Genomic DNA, 13,488 nt, shown 5'->3' on the forward strand with positions numbered 1-13,488 from the left:
TTCCTCATCCCGGCCGAGCGCCCGCCCGGCGCCCGGCCGGAGAAGGGCATCGCCGGCAGGGTCCTCACCGAGGGCGGGCTGCTGGTGATCACGTGGGCGCACGGCGAGCGGCTGCCGGACTCCGGCTTCCGCTCCGACCGCGCCGCCGAACACCCCGCCTGGGCCGGGGCCGTCGACCCCCCCGCCCCCGCCCGCGCACGGGAGGTCCGCCCACGGGAGGTCCCCGCTCAGGCAGTCCGCGCACAGGAAGAAGGTGCCCGATGACCACCACCACCGCACCCGCCCTGCTCGTGCTGGAGGACGGCCGCACCTTCCGCGGCCGGGCCTACGGCGCGGCGGGGGAGACCTTCGGCGAGGCGGTCTTCGCCACCGGCATGACCGGCTACCAGGAGACCCTCACCGACCCGTCCTACCACCGCCAGGTGGTCGTCATGACCGCCCCCCACATCGGCAACACCGGCGTCAACGACGAGGACCCCGAGTCCCGCCGCATCTGGGTCGCCGGATACGTGGTCCGCGACCCGGCCCGCACGCCGTCCAACTGGCGGTCGCGGCGTTCCCTCGACGAGGAGCTGGCCGCCCAGGGCGTCGTCGGCATCAGCGGCGTCGACACGCGCGCCCTCACCCGCCACCTCCGGGAACGCGGCGCCATGCGGGCCGGCATCTTCTCCGGCGAGGCGCTGGCCCGCCCGGGCGACGAGGCGTCGCTGCTGGCCAGGGTGCTGGCCGCGCCGCCCATGACCGGCGCCCACCTCGCCCCGGAGGTCGCCACCACCGAGCCCTACGTCATCCCCGCCGACGGCGAGCGGCGCTTCACCGTCGCCGCCATCGATCTCGGCATCAAGGGCATGACCCCGCGCCGCATGGCCGAGCGCGGCATCGAGGTCCACGTGCTGCCCGCCACCGCCACCCTGGAACAGATCTACGCCACGGGCCCGGACGGCGTGTTCCTCTCCAACGGCCCGGGCGACCCCGCCGCCGCCGACCACCCCGTCGCCGTCACGCGCGGCGTTCTCGACCGGGGCACCCCGCTGTTCGGCATCTGCTTCGGCAACCAGATCCTCGGCCGGGCCCTCGGCTTCGGCACCTTCAAGCTGAAGTACGGCCACCGGGGCATCAACCAGCCGGTGAAGGACCTCACCACCGGAAAGGTGGAGGTCACCGCCCACAACCACGGCTTCGCCGTCGACGCACCCCTCGACGCGGCCTCCGACACCCCCTTCGGCCGGGTGGCGGTCTCCCACGTCTGCCTCAACGACAACGTCGTCGAGGGCCTCAGGCTCCTCGACCGGCCGGCCTTCAGCGTCCAGTACCACCCCGAAGCGGCGGCGGGCCCGCACGACGCGGCCTATCTCTTCGACCGCTTCGTCTCCCTGATGGAGGGCGAGCGTGCCTAAGCGCACCGATATCACGTCAGTCCTGGTCATCGGCTCCGGCCCCATCGTCATCGGGCAGGCGGCGGAGTTCGACTACTCCGGCACGCAGGCGTGCCGCGTGCTGAAGTCCGAGGGGCTGCGGGTCATCCTCGTCAACTCCAACCCCGCGACGATCATGACCGACCCCGAGATCGCCGACGCCACCTACGTGGAGCCGATCACCCCCGAGTTCGTCACCAAGATCATCGCCAAGGAGCGGCCCGACGCGCTGCTGCCCACCCTCGGCGGCCAGACCGCGCTCAACACGGCGGTCGCGCTGCATGAGGACGGCACCCTCGCCGCCCACGGCGTGGAGCTCATCGGCGCCAGCGTGGCCGCCATCCAGAAGGGCGAGGACCGCGAGCGGTTCAAGGCCGTCGTCGAGGCCGTGCGCGCCGCCACCGGGCACGGCGAGTCCGCCCGCTCGGTGATCTGCCACACCATGGACGAGGTGCTCGCCGGCGTCGACGCCCTCGGCGGCTACCCCGTGGTCGTGCGCCCCTCCTTCACCATGGGCGGCGCCGGCTCGGGCTTCGCCCACGACGAGGCGGAGCTCACCCGCATCGCCGGTCAGGGCCTGGCGCTCTCGCCCGTCGGCGAGGTGCTGCTGGAGGAGTCCATCCTCGGCTGGAAGGAGTTCGAGCTGGAGCTGATGCGCGATCGCAACGACAACGTGGTCGTCGTCTGCTCCATCGAGAACCTCGACCCGATGGGCGTCCACACCGGCGACTCGATCACCGTCGCCCCCTCCATGACCCTCACCGATCGCGAGTACCAGATCCTCCGCGACATCGGCATCGCCGTCATCCGCGAGGTCGGCGTCGACACCGGCGGCTGCAACATCCAGTTCGCCGTCAACCCCGACGACGGGCGGGTCGTCGTCATCGAGATGAACCCGCGCGTCTCCCGCTCCTCCGCCCTCGCCTCCAAGGCCACCGGGTTCCCGATCGCCAAGATCGCCGCCAAGCTCGCCATCGGCTACACCCTGGACGAGATCCCCAACGACATCACCGGTGAGACCCCCGCCTCCTTCGAGCCGACGCTCGACTACGTCGTCGTGAAGGTGCCGCGCTTCGCGTTCGAGAAGTTCCCGGCCGCCGACCCGGCGCTCACCACCACCATGAAGTCCGTCGGCGAGGCGATGGCGATCGGCCGGAACTTCACCGAGGCCCTGAACAAGGCGTTGCGCTCGGTCGAGAAGCCCGACGCGCCCTTCGACTTCACCGGCGCCCCCGACCCCGAGGAGAAGCCGGCGCTGCTTCGGGCGGCCGCCACCCCCACCGACGGCAGGCTCGGCACGGTGATGCGCGCCATCCGCGCCGGGGCGACCGCGCAGGAGGTCACGGACGCCACCGGCATCGACCTGTGGTTCGCCGACCAGCTCTGCCTGATCAACGAGATCGCGGAGGAGCTGGCCGCCGCCGACCGGCTCGGGCCCGAGCTGCTGGCCACCGCCAAGCGGCACGGCTTCTCCGACGCCCAGATCGCCGCGATCCGCGGCCTCAAGGAGGACGTCGTCCGCGAGGTGCGGCACGCCCTCGGCGTACGCCCGGTCTTCAAGACCGTCGACACCTGCGCGGCGGAGTTCGCCGCCCGCACCCCCTACCTGTACTCCTCCTACGACGAGGAGACCGAGGTCACCCCGCGCGAGCGGCCCGCCGTGATCATCCTCGGCTCCGGGCCCAACCGCATCGGCCAGGGCATCGAGTTCGACTACTCCTGCGTCCACGCCTCCTTCGCCCTCTCCGAGGCCGGCTACGAGACGGTCATGGTCAACTGCAACCCCGAGACCGTCTCCACCGACTACGACACCTCCGACCGGCTCTACTTCGAGGCGCTGACGCTGGAGGACGTGCTGGAGGTCGTGCACGCCGAGACACAGGCGGGGCCGGTGGCCGGGGTGATCGTCCAGCTCGGCGGCCAGACCCCGCTGGGCCTGGCGCAGGCGCTGAAGGACAACGGCGTGCCCGTCGTCGGCACCCAGCCCGAGGCGATCCACCTCGCCGAGGACCGGGGCGCCTTCGGCCGCGTCCTCGCCGAGGCCGGGCTGCCGGCCCCGAAGTACGGCACGGCGTTCTCCTTCGACGAGGCCAGGGCCATCGCCGCCGGCATCGGCTACCCGGTCATGGTCCGCCCCTCCTACGTGCTGGGCGGCCGGGGCATGCGGATCGTCTACGACGAGCCGACCCTCGGCGAGTACCTCACCCGCCACGCCGGGCTGATCAGCGAGCACCCCGTGCTGATCGACCGCTTCCTCGACGACGCCATCGAGATCGACATCGACGCCCTCTTCGACGGCGAGGAGCTCTACCTCGGCGGCGTCATGGAGCACATCGAGGAGGCCGGCATCCACTCCGGCGACTCCGCCTGCGCCCTGCCGCCCACCACCCTCGGCGGCCACGACATCAAGCGGCTGCGCGCCTCCACCGAGGCCATCGCCCGGGGCGTCGGCGTGCGCGGCCTGATCAACATCCAGTTCGCGCTGGCCGGCGACATCCTCTACGTCCTGGAGGCCAACCCGCGCGCCTCCCGCACCGTCCCCTTCACCTCCAAGGCCACCGCCGTGCCGCTGGCCAAGGCCGCCGCCCGCATCTCGCTGGGCGCCACCATCGCCCAGCTCCGCGCCGAGGGCCTGCTGCCCGAGCGCGGCGACGGCGGCACCCTTCCGCTCGACGCGCCGATCTCCGTCAAGGAGGCCGTCATGCCGTTCTCCCGCTTCCGGGACGTGCACGGCCGCGGCGTCGACACGGTGCTGGGCCCGGAGATGCGCTCCACCGGCGAGGTGATGGGCATCGACGCCGTCTTCGGCACGGCGTACGCCAAGTCCCAGGCGGCGGCGTACGGCGCGCTGCCGACCAAGGGCCGGGCGTTCGTCTCGGTCGCCAACCGCGACAAGCGCGCCATGATCCTGCCCGCGCGGGCCCTGGCCGACGCGGGCTTCGAGCTGCTGGCCACCTCCGGCACCGCCGAGGTGCTGCTGCGCAACGGCATCCACGCCACCGTGGTGCGCAAGCACGGCGAGGGCGAGGGCCCGAACGGCGAGCCCACCATCGTGCAGCTCATCCACGACGGCCAGGTCGACCTCATCGTCAACACGCCCTACGGCACCACCGGCCGCCTCGACGGCTACGACATCCGCACCGCCGCCGTGGCGCGCGGCGTGCCGTGCCTGACCACCGTCCAGGCGCTGGCCGCCGCCGTGCAGGGCATCCACGCCCTGGGCCGGGGCGAGGTCAGCGTGCGCTCCCTGCAGGACCACGCCCGCCACCTGACCGCCGCGCGGGAGCGGTGAGCGGCATGCCGGCGTACCGCCTGCTCTTCGCCCTCGTGCTGCGGCGGATCGACCCCGAGCGCGCCCACCGGCTCGCCTTCGGGCTGATCCGGGGCGTGGCCCGCGTCCCGGGGCTGCGCGCCGCGGTCCGGGCGCGGCTCGCCCCGGCCCACCCGGACCTCCGCGTCCGCGCGCTGGGGCTGGAGATGCCGGGCCCCTTCGGGCTCGCCGCGGGCTTCGACAAGAACGCCACCGGCATCGCGGGCCTGGCCATGCTCGGCTTCGACCACGTGGAGGTCGGCACCGTCACCGCCCACCCGCAGCCCGGCAACCCGCGGCCCCGCCTCTTCCGCCTCACCCGGGACCGCGCGCTGCTCAACCGCATGGGCTTCAACAACGACGGCGCCGCGGCCGTCGCGCCCCGCCTGGCGCGCCGGCCGCCCGGCGTCCTCGTCGGCGTCAACATCGGCAAGACGAAGGCCGTCCCCGATTCGGAGGCCATCGCCGACTACGTCGCCTCCACCCGGCGGCTCGCCCGGCACGCCGACTACCTCGTCGTCAACGTCTCCTCGCCCAACACCCCCGGGCTGCGCGACCTCCAGGCCACCGGCCGCCTGCGGCCCCTGCTCACCGCCGTCCGCGACGCCGCCGGGCCGGTGCCGCTGCTGGTGAAGATCGCGCCCGACCTGGCCGACGAGGACGTCGACGCCGTCGCCGACCTCGCGGTGGAGCTGGGCCTGGACGGCGTCATCGCCACCAACACCACCATCGCCCGCGAGGGCCTCGCCACCCCACCCGAGGCCGTCAGCGCCCTGGGCGCCGGCGGCCTGTCCGGCGCGCCCCTCGCCGAGCGCGCCCTTCAGGTGCTGCGGCGCCTGTACGCCCGCGTCGGCGACCGCGTCACACTCATCGGCGTCGGCGGCGTCGAGACCGCCGAGGACGCCTGGCAGCGCATCCTCGCCGGCGCCACCCTGGTCCAGGGCTACAGCGGCTTCGTCTACGCCGGGGCCGCCTGGCCGCGCGCCATCCACCGCGGGCTCGCCGAACGCCTGGCGGCCAGCCCGTACGCCACCCTCGCCGACGCGGTCGGCGCCGGTACGCGCGCGGAGCACGCAGACGGAAACACCGGCGGAAGCACCAGCGGAAACACCAGCGGAAAGGAAGCCTCATGACCCCCCAGGAGCCCTTCGGCGCCCGGCTGCGGCGCGCCGTGGACCGCCTCGGCCCGCTGTGCGTCGGCATCGACCCCCACCCCTCCCTCCTCGCCGCCTGGGGCCTGGGCGACGACGTCGGCGGCCTGGAGCGCTTCGCGGGCACCGTCGTCGAGGCGTTCGCCGACCGGATCGCCGTGCTCAAGCCGCAGTCCGCCTTCTTCGAGCGTTTCGGCTCGCGCGGCGTCGCCGCCCTGGAACGGACCGTCGCCGACGCCCGCTCCGCCGGCGCCCTGGTGCTGATGGACGCCAAGCGCGGCGACATCGGCTCCACCATGGCGGCGTACGCCGAGGCGTACCTCGACAAGGGCTCGCCGCTGTTCTCCGACGCGGTGACCGTGAGCCCCTACCTCGGCTTCGGCGCGCTGCGCCCCGCCCTCGACCTCGCGCGGGCCGGCGGCAGCGGCGTCTTCGTGCTGGCCCGCACCTCCAACCCCGAGGGAGCCGAGGTGCAGACGGCGGCCGCGCCCGGCGGCACGCCCGTCGCCCGCCGGATGCTGGAGCGCCTCGCCGAGGAGAACGCCGGCGCCGCGCCGCTGGGCTCCGCGGGCGCCGTCGTGGGCGCGACGCTGGGCGAGGAGGACGCCGCCGCCCTGAGGGGCGCGCTCGCGATCAACGGCCCGCTGCTCGCCCCCGGCATGGGCGCCCAGGGCGCCACCGCCGAGGACCTGCCCCGTGTCTTCGGCGCCGCCCTCGGCAACGTGCTGCCGAGCTTCAGCCGCGACATCCTCCGCCACGGCCCGTCGGTTGCCGCCCTTCGCGCCGCCGCCGGACGCGAGAGCGGGAGAATCGCCCGTGTGCTGGCCGCCGCCGGCTCGTAGGCGTTCCGCGCACCGCCTTTCCCGCCCGAAACACGGTCACCCTCCGTATCCGTGTCGCTGCCGAAGACGATGCGGTGGTGGTGATTTGCCCGAAAGGTCCGAGCGAGTTCACAGCTGACCAGGACTTTTTGTCGATTCTCGCTGACTTGAGGGCGTGACGGCCGCTAGTCTCCGTCGAGAGCGGAGCCCCGGGCGCGTTGCTCGTTGCTCCACTGGTGCGGTGCCAGTAGGTTCCTCACCGATTCCGTATCCGACAGTTCGACACCCGAGGTGACGTAGGCGTGGCTCTTCCGCCCCTTACCCCTGAACAGCGCGCAGCCGCGCTTGAGAAGGCCGCCGCGGCTCGCCGGGAGCGCGCCGAGGTCAAGAATCGGCTCAAGCACTCCGGCGCCTCCCTGCACGAGGTCATCAAGCAGGGCCAGGAGAACGATGTCATCGGCAAGATGAAGGTCAGCGCACTGCTGGAGTCGATGCCTGGCGTCGGCAAGGTCCGCGCCCGCCAGATCATGGAGCGACTCGGAATTTCCGAGAGCCGCCGGGTCCGCGGGCTGGGCACCAACCAGATCGCGGCGCTGGAGCGCGAGTTCGGCAAGGCCCCCTCCTGAGATTTTCCCGTGCGAGCGGGAACCGGGATAATCGCCGCATGAACGATCGTCCACGGTTGACCGTGCTCTCCGGCCCGTCCGGGGTCGGCAAGAGCACGGTCGTCGCCCACCTGCGCAAGGCGCACCCGGAGGTGTGGCTGTCCGTCTCAGCCACCACCCGCAGCCCACGTCCGGGGGAGCGGCACGGCGTGCAGTACTACTTCGTGGACGACGAGGAGTTCGACAAGCTCATCGCCAACGGTGAGCTGCTGGAGTGGGCCGAGTTCGCCGGCCATCGCTACGGGACCCCCCGCCGGGCCGTTCAGACACGGCTGCGGGCGGGGGAGCCCGTGATCCTGGAGATCGACCTCCAGGGCGCCCGCCTGGTGCGCAAGTCCATGCCCGAGGCGCGGCTGGTCTTCCTCGCGCCGCCGAGCTGGGAGGAGCTCGTACGCCGGCTGACGGGCCGGGGCACCGAGCCGCCCGAGGTGATCGAGCGGCGACTGGCCGTGGCCCGTGACGAGCTCGCGGCCGAGTCCGAGTTCGATGTCACCCTGGTCAACACCTCCGTCGAGGACGTCGCGGCCGAGCTGCTAGCCTTGGTGAACTGAACGGGGACTCACGTGACGAGTGCGGCCCCCTGAGCACCCAGCGGAAGGCAGAGCGTGTCCTCCTCCATCACCACGCCCGAGGGCATCATCAACCCGCCGATCGACGAGCTGCTTGAGGCCACCGACTCCAAGTACAGCCTGGTGATCTACGCGGCCAAGCGGGCCCGCCAGATCAACGCGTACTACTCGCAGCTCGGCGAGGGCCTGCTGGAGTACGTCGGCCCGCTGGTGGACACCCACGTCCACGAGAAGCCGCTGTCCATCGCGCTGCGCGAGATCAACGCCGGCCTGCTCACCTCCGAGGCCGTCGAGGGCCCCACGGAGTAGTCCTTCGCGCGGCGCGGAAGGGGTCGAGCGATGGACAAGCCCAGGGTCGTCCTGGGAGTGGGCGGCGGCATCGCCGCCTACAAGGCGTGCGAGCTGCTGCGCCGGCTGACCGAGTCGGGCCACGAGGTCCACGTCATACCGACCGACTCGGCGCTGCGTTTCGTCGGGGAGCCGACCTGGTCGGCGCTGTCCGGCAACCCCGTCGCCACCGAGGTCTGGGAACGCGCTCACGAGGTGCCGCACGTCCGGCTCGGCCGCCGCGCCGACCTGCTTGTGATCGCCCCCGCCACCGCCGACCTGCTGGCCAGGGCGGCCACCGGCCGGGCCGACGACCTGCTCACCAACACGCTGCTCACCGTCCGGTGCCCGGTTGTCTTCGCGCCCGCCATGCACACCGAGATGTGGGAGCACCCGGCCACCCGGGAGAACGTCGCGACGCTGCGCCGCCGCGGCGCCCTCGTCGTCGACCCCGCCGTGGGGCGGCTGACCGGCGCCGACTCCGGCGCGGGGCGGCTGCCCGAGCCCGACGCCCTCTTCGAGGTCTGCCGCCGCGTCCTGGCGCGCGGCACCGCGGGCCTCCCCCTCGACCTGGCCGGGCGGCACGTGGTGATCAGCGCGGGCGGCACCCGCGAGCCGCTGGACCCGGTGCGGTTCCTCGGCAACCACTCCTCGGGCAAGCAGGGTTACGCCCTCGCCCGCACCGCCCTCGCCCGCGGCGCCCGCGTCACGCTGGTCGCCGCCAACGCCGCCCTGCCCGACCCGGCCGGAGCCGAGGTCGTCCGGGTCGTGACGGCCGAGGACATGCGCCAGGCGATGACCAAGGCGAGCGCCGAGGCCGACGCCGTGGTGATGGCCGCCGCCGTCGCCGACTTCCGGCCCGCCGCCCGCTCCGACATCAAGATCAAGAAGCGCGACGGGCAGGACCCCGACCCCATCGCCCTGGTGCGCAACCCCGACATCCTCGCCGAGCTGTCGGCCGCGCGCCCCGTGGGCCAGGTGGTCGTCGGCTTCGCCGCCGAGACCCACGACGTGCTCGCCCAGGGCCGCGTGAAGCTGGCCCGCAAGGGGTGCGACCTGCTCGTCGTGAACCAGGTCGGCGAGGGCCGGGCGTTCGGCACGGAGGAGAACGAGGCGGTCATCCTCGAGGCCGGCGGCGGCGAGACGCCCGTGCCCCGCGGCCCCAAGGAGGCGCTGGCGGACCGCATCTGGGACGCGGTGGTGCGGCGACGTGAGGCTGCCGGCCGCAACTGAGGCGGGCCTTTCACTTCCCGTCTCGTCCCGTCTCGCACAATGATCACCCCTCCCCAGCGTCGGGGGCGACCGATAGAATGGCCCGGATCGCCGACGGACGACCCGCCACCACGGACGAGCCGGGCGGTCGCCAGATCAGTCAGCAGCCGCTGCGACCCCAGGGAGCGATGTGTCCCGCCGTCTTTTCACCTCGGAGTCGGTGACCGAGGGTCATCCCGACAAGATCGCCGATCAGATCAGCGACACGGTGCTTGATGCCCTCCTGAAGGAGGACCCGGCCTCGCGCGTGGCCGTCGAGACGCTGATCACCACGGGCCTGGTGCACGTGGCGGGCGAGGTCACCACCAGCGCGTACGCGCCGATCGCCACCCTGGTGCGCAACAAGGTCATCGACATCGGGTACGACTCGTCCAAGAAGGGCTTCGACGGCGCGTCCTGCGGCGTGTCGGTCTCCATCGGCGCGCAGTCCCCGGACATCGCGCAGGGCGTGGACTCCGCCTGGGAGGCGCGGGTCCAGGGCGTGACGGACGAGCTGGACCGCCAGGGCGCGGGCGACCAGGGCCTGATGTTCGGCTACGCCTGCGAGGAGACGCCGGAGCTGATGCCGCTGCCGATCCAGCTGGCCCACCGGCTGGCGTCCCGCCTGTCGGAGACGCGCAAGAACGGCACGATCCCCTACCTGCGGCCGGACGGCAAGACGCAGGTCACGGTGGAGTACGAGGGCGACAAGGCGGTGCGGCTCGACACGGTCGTGGTCTCCAGCCAGCACGCCTCCGACATCGACCTGGACTCGCTGCTGGCGCCGGACATCCGCGAGTTCGTCGTCGAGCCGGAGCTGGCGGCGTTGGTCGACGCGGGCATCAAGCTCGACACCGAGGGGTACCGGCTGCTGGTCAACCCCACCGGCCGCTTCGAGATCGGCGGCCCGATGGGCGACGCCGGCCTGACCGGGCGGAAGATCATCATCGACACCTACGGCGGCATGGCCCGCCACGGCGGCGGCGCGTTCTCCGGCAAGGACCCCTCGAAGGTGGACCGGTCCGCCGCCTACGCCATGCGCTGGGTGGCGAAGAACGTGGTGGCCGCGCGGCTGGCCGCCCGCTGCGAGGTCCAGGTGGCGTACGCCATCGGCAAGGCCGAGCCGGTCGGGCTGTTCGTGGAGACCTTCGGGACCGAGACGGTGGCGCCCGAGCGGATCGTCCGCGCCATCGGCGAGGTCTTCGACCTGCGCCCGGCGGCCATCATCCGCGACCTGGACCTGCTGCGGCCGATCTACGCCCAGACCGCGGCGTACGGGCACTTTGGCCGCGAGCTGCCGGACTTCACCTGGGAGCGCACCGACCGCGTCGACGCGCTGCGCGGCGCGGCCGGCGCGTAGCCCTCGCCGGGCGGCTCGCCCGGCCCTCCACGCCCTGGCCCGGGGCGGGCCCGGCCCGCCTCGGGCCGACGTGTGCGCCGCGTCGGTGACGGGCCGGGGCGTGGAGGGCCGGGCTTGTCCGAGGCGTCTGGTGTACTGGCCGTGTGAGCGGTGAGCAGGAGCGCCAGGCCCGGGGGAGTGAGCAGCTCGCGCTCATCCGGGAGAGCGCGCCTGCGGGCAAGGGCGGAAGGGCTGGCGAGGGCGGAAAGGCCGGCAAGCCCGCCAGGGCCCGGCCGCGCACGTGGCGCGGCGCGGCCCTGGCCGACCGGCTGCCCGTGGCCCGCGTCCTCGTCGACAAGGGCCTGGTCCACCTCGACCGGTTCTTCGACTACGCCGTCCCCGCCGCCATGGACGACCAGGCGCGCCCCGGCGTCCGGGTGCGCGTCCGGTTCGGCGCGGGGGAGCGGGAGGGCCGCCGCGAGGGCGGTGGGCTGATCAACGGCTTCATCGTCGAGCGCCGCGCCGACAGCGACTTCCCCGGCACGCTCGCCCCCCTCGCGCAGGTGCTCTCCACCGAGCCGGTGCTCGGCCCCGGGCTGCTGGCGCTGTGCCGCGCCGTCGCCGACCGGTACGCCGGCGCGCTGGCCGACGTCGTGCAGCTCGCCGTGCCGCCCCGGATGGCGCGCGTCGAGCAGGAGCCCTCCGCCCCGGCACCCGCGCCGCCCGCCGCGCCCGAGCCGGGCGGCTGGGCCCGCTACCCGCGGGGCCCCGCCTTCCTCGCCGCGCTCCACGGCGGCGAGGCCCCCCGCGCGGTGTGGTCGGCCCTGCCCGGCCCCGCCTGGCCCGACGAGCTCGCCCGCGCCCTGGCCACCGCGCTCGCCGCCGGGCGCGGCGCCCTGGCCGTGCTGCCCGACGGCCGCGCCGCCGCTCGCGTCGACGCGGCGCTGCGCGCGCTGACCGGCGACGGGCACCACGTGCTGCTCACCGCCGAGGCCGGGCCCGAGGAGCGCTACCGCCGCTGGCTCGCGGTCAGCCGCGGCGCGGTGCGCGGCGTCGTCGGCACCCGCGCCGCCATGTTCGCCCCCGTGCGGGACCTGGGCCTGGCCGCCCTGTGGGACGACGCCGACTCCTCGCACAGCGACGACCACGCCCCCCAGCCGCACGCCCGCGAGGTGCTGCTGCTGCGGGCCGCCCAGGAGCGGGCGGCGCTGCTGCTCGGCGGCCACACCGTCACCGCCGAGGCCGCGCAGCTCGTCGAGACCGGCTGGGCCCGGCCGCTGGCCGCCGACCGGGACACGGTGCGCGCCGCCGCGCCCCTGGTGCGCACCGTCGGCGACGCCGAGGACTCCCGCGACCCCGAGGCCCGCGCGGCCCGGCTGCCGAGCCTGGCCTGGCGCACCGCCCGCGACGCCCTGGCGCACGGCCCGGTGCTGGTCCAGGTCCCCCGGCGCGGGTACCTGCCCCGGCTGTCGTGCCAGCGCTGCCGCGCCCCGGCCCGCTGCGCCCGCTGCCACGGGCCGCTGGCCCTGGAGAGCGGGGGCGAGGCGCCGCACTGCGGCTGGTGCGGCACCACCGAGCCCGACTGGCGCTGCGGCGAGTGCGGCGGCAACCGGCCGCGCGCCGTCGTCGTGGGTGCCCGGCGAACCGCCGAGGAGCTCGGCCGCGCCTTCCCGGCCGTCCCCGTGCGCACCTCCGGGCGCGACCACGTCCTGGCCACCGTGCCGGACCGCCCGTCGCTCGTCGTGGCCACCCCGGGCGCCGAGCCGGTGGCCGACGGCCCCGGGTACGCCGCCGCGCTGCTGCTCGACGGCTGGGCGCTGCTGGGCCGCCGGGATCTGCGGGCCGGTGAGGAGGCGCTGCGTCGCTGGCTGAACGCCGCCGCCCTGGTCCGGCCCCACGCCGAGGGCGGCACGGTGGTGGTGCTGGCGGCCGAGCCCACGCTGACGCCCGTGCAGTCCCTGCTGCGCTGGGACCCGGCCGGGCACGCCCGCCGCGAACTGGCCGAGCGCGCCTTCCTGGGCTTCCCGCCCGTCTCCCGGATGGCGGCCGTCAGCGGCCCGGGGGAGACGGCCGACCAGCTCCTGCGAGCCGCCCGCCTCCCGGCCGAAGCCGATGTGCTCGGCCCCGTCCCGATGCCCGTCGCCCCGGCCGGCAGCCCCCGCCGCACCGGCCACCCGCCGCCGGGCGAGCAGTGGCAGCGCGCCCTGGTCCGCGTTCCCCCCGGCAGTGGCGCGGCGCTCGCCGCCGCACTGAAGAACGCGCAGGCCGCCCGGCTCGCCCGGCGGGAGGGCCGCGCCGCGTGGGTGCGCATCGATCCGCCCGACATCGGGTGACGGGGGCGGACGGCGCCCCCGGGCTCCCCGCGGCGATGCCGGAAGGGGGCAACGGCCGCGAGGCGAGCGGCAGGGCCGTTGCCCCGGCCCCGGCCCCACCGGGCGCCGGCGCCCCACTCGTCCGTCCCCGGCCGGTATAGGGGCGCCCGGACCGGCGCGGCCTCCGATGTCGCCGTGGGGTGTGGGTCAGGCGCGCGCCGGGGCCCCGCGCGCCGGGTCCACGGCGGCTGCCCGCCCGTCGGCCGGGGCGGTGTGCTCGGCCCCCGGCCGACGGACGGCCGGGGCCGACGCCGCCTCATGCGGCGTA

At 74.7% G+C, this 13,488-nt stretch carries 11 protein-coding genes; all 11 read left to right on the top strand.

Annotated features, from left to right (window positions below; genetic code table 11):
* On the top strand, positions 1 to 264 hold a 264-nt coding region (locus tag ACTWQH_RS22935; protein WP_443288586.1), incomplete at its 5' end, for a PH-like domain-containing protein.
* Entirely contained in the window at positions 261 to 1,397 is a 1,137-nt protein-coding gene (gene carA, locus ACTWQH_RS22940) for a glutamine-hydrolyzing carbamoyl-phosphate synthase small subunit (protein WP_443288587.1), read from the top strand. The genes ACTWQH_RS22935 and carA, both read left to right, overlap by 4 nt.
* Positions 1,390 to 4,707 (top strand): carbamoyl-phosphate synthase large subunit, encoded by a 3,318-nt coding sequence (gene carB / locus ACTWQH_RS22945; RefSeq protein WP_443288588.1) that lies wholly within the window; start codon positions 1,390 to 1,392, stop codon positions 4,705 to 4,707. The genes carA and carB overlap by 8 nt, the downstream gene beginning before the upstream one ends.
* A gap of 5 nt (positions 4,708 to 4,712) precedes the next feature.
* Entirely contained in the window at positions 4,713 to 5,858 is a 1,146-nt protein-coding gene (locus tag ACTWQH_RS22950) for a quinone-dependent dihydroorotate dehydrogenase (RefSeq protein WP_443288633.1), read from the top strand.
* Positions 5,855 to 6,718: an orotidine-5'-phosphate decarboxylase gene (pyrF, locus tag ACTWQH_RS22955; RefSeq protein ID WP_443288589.1), complete on the top strand. Its 864-nt coding sequence runs from the start codon at positions 5,855 to 5,857 to the stop codon at positions 6,716 to 6,718. The genes ACTWQH_RS22950 and pyrF overlap by 4 nt, the downstream gene beginning before the upstream one ends.
* A gap of 281 nt (positions 6,719 to 6,999) precedes the next feature.
* Entirely contained in the window at positions 7,000 to 7,323 is a 324-nt protein-coding gene (gene mihF / locus ACTWQH_RS22960) for an integration host factor, actinobacterial type (RefSeq protein ID WP_443288590.1), read from the top strand.
* Positions 7,324 to 7,361: 38 nt separating this feature from the next.
* Positions 7,362 to 7,913 carry a guanylate kinase gene (gene gmk, locus ACTWQH_RS22965; RefSeq protein ID WP_443288591.1) on the top strand — a complete coding sequence of 184 codons (552 nt, stop codon included), beginning with the start codon at positions 7,362 to 7,364 and terminating at the stop codon, positions 7,911 to 7,913.
* A gap of 54 nt (positions 7,914 to 7,967) precedes the next feature.
* Positions 7,968 to 8,240 carry a DNA-directed RNA polymerase subunit omega gene (gene rpoZ / locus ACTWQH_RS22970; protein WP_311704865.1) on the top strand — a complete coding sequence of 91 codons (273 nt, stop codon included), beginning with the start codon at positions 7,968 to 7,970 and terminating at the stop codon, positions 8,238 to 8,240.
* Between the two features lie 30 nt (positions 8,241 to 8,270).
* Positions 8,271 to 9,491 carry a bifunctional phosphopantothenoylcysteine decarboxylase/phosphopantothenate--cysteine ligase CoaBC gene (gene coaBC, locus ACTWQH_RS22975; RefSeq protein ID WP_443288592.1) on the top strand — a complete coding sequence of 407 codons (1,221 nt, stop codon included), beginning with the start codon at positions 8,271 to 8,273 and terminating at the stop codon, positions 9,489 to 9,491.
* A gap of 169 nt (positions 9,492 to 9,660) precedes the next feature.
* Entirely contained in the window at positions 9,661 to 10,869 is a 1,209-nt protein-coding gene (gene metK, locus ACTWQH_RS22980; protein ID WP_443288593.1) for a methionine adenosyltransferase, read from the top strand.
* Positions 10,870 to 11,012: 143 nt separating this feature from the next.
* Positions 11,013 to 13,181, top strand: coding sequence for a primosomal protein N' (locus ACTWQH_RS22985; RefSeq protein ID WP_443288594.1), 2,169 nt, complete (start codon positions 11,013 to 11,015; stop codon positions 13,179 to 13,181).
* Positions 13,182 to 13,488: the final 307 nt, after the last annotated feature.

Origin of the sequence: Streptomyces sp. 6N223, assembly GCF_052246635.1 — a bacterium.
Classification (GTDB): Bacteria; Actinomycetota; Actinomycetes; order Streptomycetales; family Streptomycetaceae; genus Streptomyces.

Excerpts from the sequence above, each read along its gene's own strand:
- ACTWQH_RS22950 (WP_443288633.1), top strand. The coding sequence starts at position 4,713 with ATGCCGGCGTACCGCCTGCTCTTCGCCCTCGTGCTGCGGCGGATCGAC.
- gmk (WP_443288591.1), top strand. The coding sequence starts at position 7,362 with ATGAACGATCGTCCACGGTTGACCGTGCTCTCCGGCCCGTCCGGGGTC.
- carA (WP_443288587.1), top strand. The coding sequence starts at position 261 with ATGACCACCACCACCGCACCCGCCCTGCTCGTGCTGGAGGACGGCCGC.
- coaBC (WP_443288592.1), top strand. The coding sequence starts at position 8,271 with ATGGACAAGCCCAGGGTCGTCCTGGGAGTGGGCGGCGGCATCGCCGCC.
- pyrF (WP_443288589.1), top strand. The coding sequence starts at position 5,855 with ATGACCCCCCAGGAGCCCTTCGGCGCCCGGCTGCGGCGCGCCGTGGAC.